Source organism: Coprococcus sp. AF99-45, assembly GCF_027663865.1.
GTDB lineage: Bacteria > Bacillota > Clostridia > Lachnospirales > Lachnospiraceae > Allocoprococcus > Allocoprococcus comes.
The window spans coordinates 19,916-27,476 of record NZ_JAQDGZ010000032.1 but is presented as its reverse complement, the minus strand read 5'-3'; the positions used below and the strand labels follow the sequence as shown (position 1 = coordinate 27,476).

General features: G+C 36.0%; 10 protein-coding genes and 2 pseudogenes. 10 read left to right on the top strand and 2 right to left on the bottom strand.

Translation table 11 applies throughout. From position 1 onward, the window contains the following. The 7 genes and pseudogenes from PGR14_RS15190 to PGR14_RS15160 form a co-directional block, all read left to right on the top strand. Nucleotides 1-248 (top strand): annotated as a pseudogene (locus PGR14_RS15190) (AAA family ATPase); the annotation flags it as partial. Between the two features lie 192 nt (nt 249-440). Beyond that, a complete protein-coding gene (locus PGR14_RS15185; RefSeq protein ID WP_055248890.1) occupies nt 441-680 on the top strand; it encodes a hypothetical protein in 240 nt (79 codons plus the stop codon). Nucleotides 681-692: 12 nt separating this feature from the next. After that, nucleotides 693-1,061, top strand: a complete 369-nt coding sequence (locus tag PGR14_RS15180; RefSeq protein WP_015526702.1) for a hypothetical protein — start codon at nt 693-695, stop codon at nt 1,059-1,061. Between the two features lie 233 nt (nt 1,062-1,294). Beyond that, a pseudogene (locus PGR14_RS15175) lies at nt 1,295-1,498 on the top strand (integrase DNA-binding domain-containing protein); the annotation flags it as partial. A gap of 394 nt (nt 1,499-1,892) precedes the next feature. Further along, nucleotides 1,893-3,410, top strand: a complete 1,518-nt coding sequence (locus PGR14_RS15170) for a hypothetical protein (protein ID WP_270223654.1) — start codon at nt 1,893-1,895, stop codon at nt 3,408-3,410. A gap of 507 nt (nt 3,411-3,917) precedes the next feature. Continuing rightward, the gene (locus PGR14_RS15165) at nt 3,918-4,133 is read left to right on the top strand and encodes a hypothetical protein (protein ID WP_055248899.1); all 216 of its coding nucleotides are present in this window, start codon (nt 3,918-3,920) and stop codon (nt 4,131-4,133) included. A gap of 22 nt (nt 4,134-4,155) precedes the next feature. Next, the gene (locus tag PGR14_RS15160) at nt 4,156-4,572 is read left to right on the top strand and encodes a hypothetical protein (RefSeq protein ID WP_008369083.1); all 417 of its coding nucleotides are present in this window, start codon (nt 4,156-4,158) and stop codon (nt 4,570-4,572) included. 50 nt (nt 4,573-4,622) lie between these two features. On the opposite strand, the gene PGR14_RS15155 is transcribed toward PGR14_RS15160, so the two are convergent. Beyond that, complete coding sequence (locus PGR14_RS15155; RefSeq protein ID WP_044998574.1) at nt 4,623-5,138, bottom strand: helix-turn-helix domain-containing protein; 516 nt, start codon at nt 5,136-5,138, stop codon at nt 4,623-4,625. Between the two features lie 225 nt (nt 5,139-5,363). Between PGR14_RS15155 and PGR14_RS15150 the strand changes: the two genes are divergently transcribed. Beyond that, nucleotides 5,364-5,501 carry a hypothetical protein gene (locus PGR14_RS15150; RefSeq protein ID WP_008369085.1) on the top strand — a complete coding sequence of 46 codons (138 nt, stop codon included), beginning with the start codon at nt 5,364-5,366 and terminating at the stop codon, nt 5,499-5,501. Nucleotides 5,502-5,630: 129 nt separating this feature from the next. Here the strand turns inward: PGR14_RS15150 and PGR14_RS15145 are convergent, their stop codons facing one another. Further along, nucleotides 5,631-6,338, bottom strand: coding sequence for a LytTR family transcriptional regulator DNA-binding domain-containing protein (locus tag PGR14_RS15145; protein ID WP_055248902.1), 708 nt, complete (start codon nt 6,336-6,338; stop codon nt 5,631-5,633). Nucleotides 6,339-6,733: 395 nt separating this feature from the next. Between PGR14_RS15145 and PGR14_RS15140 the strand changes: the two genes are divergently transcribed. Continuing rightward, complete coding sequence (locus PGR14_RS15140) at nt 6,734-7,246, top strand: HD domain-containing protein (RefSeq protein ID WP_055248911.1); 513 nt, start codon at nt 6,734-6,736, stop codon at nt 7,244-7,246. 28 nt (nt 7,247-7,274) lie between these two features. Beyond that, nucleotides 7,275-7,547, top strand: coding sequence for a hypothetical protein (locus PGR14_RS15135; RefSeq protein ID WP_008369091.1), 273 nt, complete (start codon nt 7,275-7,277; stop codon nt 7,545-7,547). Nucleotides 7,548-7,561: the final 14 nt, after the last annotated feature.

Below are 7,561 nucleotides of genomic sequence, written 5' to 3'. Positions count from 1 at the left end.
GTCGGTTTAATAAAATTTTAGATGGGAAAGAAGGAAAAGCAACAGAAACAAAGCTGGAGCGAGGGAGAAAATTGATCAGGGAACTGCTTGCTGATAAAAAAGAAATTTCAATCAGGGAATTAGATGAAAAAGCAAAGGAACAGGGAATTTCTGGAAGAACCATGTGTGATGTAAGAAGCCGGATGAAGAATGAGTTGGAGTATCGAGTAAATGAAAAACAGGAAAACAGTATTCGATTAAAAGAATGATGGGTGGCAGAGTCATTGAAGCAAATACAGATTTTCATAGATACCCTATCTGCCACCTGCCGTCTGCCAGCGTATGAATATTTTCAAGCATCAGGAGTAAGTAAAAGTAGATTGACAGATAATATAAAAAGCGTATTATAATAATAAGAGGTGGGATTTCCCACACAAATGCTTGCGTAGGAGGTGTTGGTAATGGAAGTAATGAAAGATTATGTTGCCCATCTGGATAACAAAAAAAGAATTACGCTCAGAGGAGCTGCTTATCAGTATTACAATGTAAAAGAATACGGAAATGGCTGCATTATTCTGGAACCTCGGGAACTGGCAGTGCCAGAGAGCATTTCAGCCAGAACTCTGGCAGATATGGATCGTGCAGTAAGTAACTTTAAGAGAGGCGATGTTTCCCCGGCTATTGACCTGTCAGATTTTTAAAAGGAATAAGAGATGAATTTTAATATACGAATGGGAATTCCTGAAATGCAGGAACTTTGGTTAGATCTGCAGGAGAAATATCGTTCCGGTAATATAAAAAAGAAGGAAGAACAGTTGTATAAAAAATGGGGAAAGGCTTTAAAGCTGTTGTCGGCTGATCCGGGTTATCCGAGTCTTCAAACCCATGAAATAGAGCCATTATCCAGACGTTATGGAATGAAAGTGTGGCAATCATATCTGGAAAATAAAACCAGTGGCGCAATGAGAATGTACTGGGTTTATGGACCAGACCAGAAAGATATTACAATTATCGGACTGGAACCACATCCGGAAGATAAGAAAAATGGCGCATACGACCGAATTTCACTGTCGGATTTGTAGAATAAAACTGAATATAGAATTTAACACGAGCAGTTAGTCTATGAAAAATAGGTTAGCTGCTTTCATGCAAAAAAGGAGGTGCCGTGTATGGGATATGCACGTAAAGATGTAGAGAAAACAAAGAAAATAGCAAAGAAATACAAAATGACTGTGACAGAAGTTGTCTTGCAGGGACTGGAAAAAGTATTGAACAGACCTGAATAATATATAGTCCTTCCTTTATTTGAAGGAGGATTTTATATGGCACAGACAGAAAAGATCTGCGGAGCAGAGTCTTGCGGAAAGGTGAATCACAGAGACGTTCAGACGGGAGATATGTATATACTTATACGGATCCACTCGGAAGACGTAAATATGTTTATGCACAAGACCTTGTAACGCTTTGGGAAAAAGAAGCACAGCTCATGAAAGATCAGATGGACGGTCTGGATATCTATGCAGAAGCGACAGAGGAGAAAAAACAGGAAACATTTGAACATTTGACTGCAACAATGGATATATTTTAAGAAGGGCTTATGAACACTTTCATCTGACAACAGAAATAACTAAATGACATCAAATTGACAACAGATATGATTTGACAATGATTCATCATGTACGGTGATGAAGAGAAGACAATTTAATAGAAGATAGATTATTTGTATGAGAGGTCTAGAATATACAATATCAGGATTTGGAAAATTTCTTATTGTGATAGCAGTAAGTATTCTGGGAATTTCTTTATATAGAAAAATATAATAAAGGAAGTCAAAAAATAATGTTTTGGTGTACAGAACAGGATTTTTTGATTTTAGAAAGAAACACTTATCAAATTAGAATGCAGGCGTGTAAATGAGAAAATACATAACAAAAGCAAGTGAAAGAATAGGGGTAGAGAGTACATCCAGGGATGGAAAGAGGGCACAAGTTGTAAGTTATAGTACTTGTGAAAATTTTATAATCAGATTTTGTGATGGGAAAGAAATGAAGTTAAAAAATTGGAGATACTTTATTGAGGGAAACTTCAACTATGAAAAACATTTTAAAGCTTCAAGAAATAGAGAAGAGCGAATTGGCGAGAAAAAGGTAATGAATAATGGATTGACTGCTGAGGTTATTGAATACAGGGGGAGTCATGATATGGATATTTTGTTTGAAGATGGAGGAAAAAGAACGGGAGTATCCTGGCGGGATTTTTGTATCGGTAGTATTGCACATCCTACAATTCCTGGAGGAAATGTATCACAAAATGAATTGGTATTAAGATTTTATTTAGAGTCATTGGGGTTTGTTCGAATTCCACAACGTTCAAAGCGTTCTGACAGAGTTGGTTTAGAAGGGAAAGAGCTTGATTTATATAATGATAAGCTGAAAATAGCGATTGAGTATGATGGTGAATATTCTCATACTAAAAATAAAGATGATGAAGGAAAGAATAAAATAGTTGAAAAGTTGGGAATAAAACTTTATCGTTTTAGAGAACCGGGATGTTCTGGTGTTAGTGGAAGAAACTATATTTTAGAGGATAGTAGATTTATGTCAGCTTCATTGGAATGTTGCCTGAAAAGTTTTGTCAGAGATGTTCTCAAAAAGGATGATAAGTTTATAAACTTTGAGAAAGATAAACGTACAATAAAGGAATATGTATCAAATAATAAACGTGCAACGATTCATTTATATGAAAAGAAAAAAATGAATAATGGTATGGTTGCAGAAATCATTAAAATGTCTAGTTGTCGAAATATCACTGTACAGTTCGAGGATGGAGAAATTGTATATCATAAATGTTATCAAAGTTTTGTTAAAGGAAATATTTCACATCCCAAAGATACAAGTCTGGCAAAAAAGAATCAAAGATTAAATTTACGAAAACAAATGAAGAACGGGATGATGGCAGAAGTGATTGAATATAATTTGAGTAATGATATCAAAGTGAAGTTTGATAATGGAGAAATAGTAAAAACAAGATGGGAAAGATTTAGTACAGGTAGTGTAGCAGTGCCTTCCTGTTATGCAAGAAATCATATAGGGGATAAAAAAATTCAAAACAGAGGTAATGAGGAGGCGGAGATTATTGAAGTAAAAGATGCAAATCATATCACCGTTAAATTTAAAGATGGCACTATTGTGAAAGATAGAAAAAATGAGGATTTTATTCACGGAGCTATAGGTAAACCTGGGATTCCGCAACTGAGGCGTACTTTGAAAAATGAACGGTTATGGACAGAGAAGATAATGAGAAATGGAATGAAAGCTAAAATAGTTAGATATGGTTCTGCAAATGATATTGATATTAAGTTTTCAAATGGAACAATAGTTATGCATAAAACATATGCAAATTTCTGCTCTGGAAGTGTGGCATGTAAATAATGAGGAAAACAATTCGCAAACGTGCTCACTTGAGTCAGGAAGTGCTGATGAGAATATAGAAACAATGAAAGCGTATATGTGTAAGCAACGAGGAATGCACCTTGGTTCGAAGATTTCCAGAGAAGAAATTACAAAAAAAGTAAATCAGAGCAAATATGAAAAATACTGCTATATAACCAATAGGCTCAGAAGGAAACAATTCCCTCTGGACCTTTTTTAATATTCCTCGAAAATTGAGAATTACATATGTTCAATTCTTTGTATTAGGTATATATTTTGAAAAGTTATCCGGTTATACTGACAATATCAAAAGGGAGAACTGTCAGAATGAGGTAAGCAGATGGATACAGCACAGAGAATAAGGTTAATTCGGATGATTGAAAAAATAGAGAAGAACCCAGAATTCAGTAGTAAAATCGGTGTGAGAAATACATCTGAGTTTGTATCAAGTAAACAATCAAAAAAATGAATGATTCAAATCATAACAGGAGTCAGAAGGAGTAGAATATGTTATCGTTATTATTTACTATATGCATGATCTGGTTTATTGGAAAATTTTTTATATTTGGTGTAAAAGCATCCTGGGGAATCTTAAAGTTGCTCTGTACAGTTGTATTTTTTCCGGTGATTTTGATAGGAATGGTTGTTGGTGGACTGATTTATATTGCATTTCCATTGTTGATCATCGGCGGAATCATTGCACTTATATCATCTAACTCATAAAAATACGAGGAGGGAAGAAATTATGGGATATGATATAGAAAAAGAGAAACGAGAAGCGATTGAAGCAGGACAACGAGCGTTAAGTAGTCTTCGGACAGCAAAAGAAAACCTGAACAGTGCAAAAAATTGGGGACTGGTGGATATGTTTGGCGGTGGATTCTTTTCTACGATGTTGAAACACTCCAAGATGGATCAGGCCAGACAAAATATGGAACAGGCGAAATATGATCTTCGTAATTTCAGTAGGGAATTAAATGATGTGAACATGGCTTGTAATCTGAACATCAATACTGGAGATTTCTTATCCTTTGCAGATTATTTTTTTGATGGATTTGTTGTGGATTGGATGGTGCAGGATCGAATCAATAATGCCAGACATCAGGTGGAAGAAGCTATCCGCAGAACGGAATACATCATAAACCAGTTACAGTATATGTAAAGGAAAGAGGCAGTGGACCATAAATAGGTTCGCTGCCTTGTTTTTCATACTTATTTCTGTTTCTTTTTTTCTTCTCTGAGCAATTCGATGTTTAGTCCCTGCTCTCCGGCTGTTTTATCAACCCAGAGATTCAGGGAATCTATTGCCAGAGAAATTTCATCCAGTTTGTTACTGATAAAAGCAAAATCCTTGATCTCATCATCGCTGATCTTACCGTCACGGGCAATCTGGATCAGACGTGTGGTAAGAGGATTAATCTCATTCAGACTGGCAATGGTTTCCAGGATTATATTGGATAAATCAGAAACTTCGACCTCCGGGACATAACGATGACCGATTTCGCATTTATGAGAGCAGTAATAATTGCAGAGATCCGGGCGCTTGTAAGCATCAGCCATCTGGATGATATCGTAAGGTGTGGGTTCCTGCATTTCATATTCAAACTTTTCAATTTTAGAATCAGAAACAGCAGTCATTTTTTCACTGGCTTCTGATCTGGTGAGACCGGCTTTTTCCCGGCAAATCTGATAAATTGTCTTATTTTCTCTCGTAGATTGTTTCCCCATGAGAATAACCTCCCTGTATATCGCGAACATGAGGATTATCAGGCATTAAGTCCACATGCTGTGCGTGTATTTCCTTTATAGATTTTATTATACTTGAAGCATCAGTAAACAACAAGATTATAAATGGATAGGAAGCCAGAAAGACTACTGGTTGCTGAAAATCAGTATAAAGAATTCAAAAAGTCAGGGAAAAAACCAAGTGATTTTTGCAAGGAAAATCTTAGAATGTCTGACGTAAAATCATATGATTACGTGTTTAATTATTTTTCTAATTCCGGGATTCTTGTGGAAGCAATAAAAGAGTATCATAGAACAGCTAAGATTCCAAAAGGTGAATATACGCTGCTCGATTTGTTAAAATAAAAAAATTGCCTGGTTCAGAAAAATAAAAGATAATTCAAGATGCGGAAACCCTTAAAAAATCAAGGACTTCCGCACTTTTTTGTTTACAGAAAAATAATTTTGTAATCGCATACGCCAAATAGCAGAACACTAAGACGGAATCAATACACATGCACAATATCCGCTGGCAGGTTGAAAACAGTAGATGGTCAGAGTCTTGTCGATTTCCGGACTATAATCCTGCAGGATATGTTTATTGCCGTTTAATGCTACATCCGCATAAGTAACAAGCCATTTTTTATCCCCATTTTCAAAGACTTCATAAAAGGAATGATTCAACATTTCTGAAACGGGAACGCCCTCAACAACAGCTATTTCATCATTACAGTAACGGAATACAAAGTCTACACCATGTCCCTCCGCATCAAATACAAGTTCAATAATACAAAAAGCAAGTGGCATATCATTGAGAAAGCTACAGCTATCAAATAATTGAAGTGAGCTGTCTTCTGAAACCTCCGAATAGTTCTGCACATTTAAACCAAGTGACTTACGGATTTGTTTGTGCTGACTCAGATTACGTTTTCTTCCTTGAAAGACAGCACCATCAGTCATTGTATAAAGTCCTTCGTCGGATATATGAACAATTTGATTTTTTCGAAGAACAACGCCCTTTGAGATATTTAGAAAATCTTCTTCCGGCAAGTAGAGCATAAGTTCTTTTATCGGGATTGTAGTCGCAATGCTCTCTCCCGAGGAAAACGTAATGATTGTGTGAGGATTCTGTCTGGTAAGGTAAAAAATATCTGAAATTTTGATATTTTTTCGTTCGAAATATAGTGGAACATTATAACACATAGATATTAATTTTTTAACTTGCCTTTTGAGAGAGGAGAAAATTCTTTTTTCAAAGGGCTTTTTCTATTTATGCGGATATTCGTAACTACAAGATAAAGCCCAAATTTCATATACTCTAAGTACATTGAAAAATTTGCTTCCAAGTACAAATTATACTTGCCGATAAAAGAAGAACTGAAAGCGGAGATTGAAACTCAAAAGGCAATGTTTTATCTTCAGCAGCAGGACAAGCGAAGCAAATAGAGAATTAACTGTAAAAAGTTAGAGCTCCATTTGTGTGTTCCATGGGCGCGCTCTAGCAGGTGCAAGACTAGAATACAAAAAATAGATTTGCGAATGAAAAGTGTGCTATAGTTATAAAAGATAAATCAGAAGAAGTCAGGAGGAAGAATGCAATGAAAGACGAAAAATCTAAAATAACAGCAGTTGCCATTGAAAAAATGATTGATTTTTATCAGGGGAATTTGAGAGATATCGAACATTTCCTGAAAGTATGGGCGTATGCAAAGACGATAGGGGAGCAGGAAAGTGTGGATGAAAACACACAGGGAATTCTTGAACTTGCAGCTGTGGTGCATGATATATCCTGTCCGCTTTGCCGTGAAAAATATGGAAACACAAATGGTAAAAATCAGGAACTTGAAAGTGAACCGCTGGTAAAGGAGTTTTTTGAAGGAATGCCTGTATCAGAACAGAAAGTGGAGCGTATTATCTGGCTGGTCACACATCATCATACATACACCAATATAGATGGGATTGATTATCAGATTTTAATAGAGGCAGATTTTCTTGTAAATGCAAGTGAGAGTAATTTTTCAAAAGTGTCGATTGAAAATGCGAAATCCCGTATTTTTAAGACGGCAGCGGGATGCAGATTGTTGGAATCAATATTTTTAAGAGAAGAATAATGAAAAGCATTACATTGGAGAATAATTTATGGCACAATCAAAACAGGATGAACTATACAAAGCACTGCAACAGAAAGGCTATCCGGACAGCCTTTGCAGGGAAATTGCTTATAAACAGATGAACACAGATTATACAGCAACAAGAATGCTCGGCTATCTGTACCGCATATCAGATCCGCGACCGGAAGATGTGGTGGATGAGATGCTGGCAATTCTAAGCGATCGGAACGCAATTATCCAGAAAAAAGAATTGGAACATGCGCAGGCAACGATCAATAAGGTGTATCGCGAAGGTCTGTAAAAGGTGATCAGATT